Source organism: Propylenella binzhouense (assembly GCF_009866965.1).
Lineage (GTDB): Bacteria > Pseudomonadota > Alphaproteobacteria > Rhizobiales > Afifellaceae > Propylenella > Propylenella binzhouense.
This window is the reverse complement of the sequence record NZ_SPKJ01000224.1, coordinates 1-697: the sequence shown is the minus strand read 5'-3', so window position 1 is coordinate 697 and position 697 is coordinate 1. Positions and strand designations below refer to the sequence as shown.

1 protein-coding gene is annotated in these 697 nt (G+C 68.0%); it reads right to left on the bottom strand.

Going from position 1 to position 697, the window contains the following annotated elements:
* On the bottom strand, window positions 1-238 hold a 238-nt coding region (locus E4O86_RS23045), incomplete at its 3' end, for a hypothetical protein (RefSeq protein ID WP_161142862.1).
* Window positions 239-697: the final 459 nt, after the last annotated feature.

The window sequence follows — 697 nt, the reverse complement described above, 5'->3', positions numbered from 1 at the left end:
GTGCCGCCTCGAAGGTCGGCGCCAGCACGGCGCCCGGCCCGAGACCGACGGCGGCCTGCAGTGCGCCGCCCCCGAGCCCGAGCGCCGCGGCCCCGGTCAGGACCGAGGCCGCGAGCCAGCGCAGGCTGAGGCGGCGCCGGTCGGGCGGGGCCTGCTTGACGGATTGGAGATAGATCGGGTCCTCGTCGCCGAGGTCGATGGCAGGTCGGCGGATGTGATGCGCGTTCGAGGCTATCACTCCTGGACCCCGCCCCCCGTTCAAGGCCGCAAAGCGATTCCGCGCGGCCGATCCTCATAAGATCGTGAATGTGACCGCTTCGTGGCTAGAGGTGGCAGCCGCCCGGTGCCCTGTCAATCGCTAACCGGCTAACCGAGCGCGGCCGCGCGAGCCGGTTGCGTCGTCTTTCCTTTTTTCTGGTGTCATGTGGTTGACATGGTTTGGGGGTGGTTCGTATATGGCGGTGGCTGCTGCGGGGCCGGTTGGTTCCGGGGCGGTTTTTCCGATTGCCTTCCGTATCGGGACGGGCTGGGGTTTTGGCTCCGGCGGGATGTTCCGGTGCGGGTTTCATTGCCTGGATGGTTCCCTGGCGGGGCGGTTCGGGCGGGGTTGTCGGAAGGGCGTTGACAGGGGTTTTCGAGGCTCCTATATCAGCGTTCACCGGTTGCGGGGCGGCGGTTTGGCGCGGCTCTGCGGTTC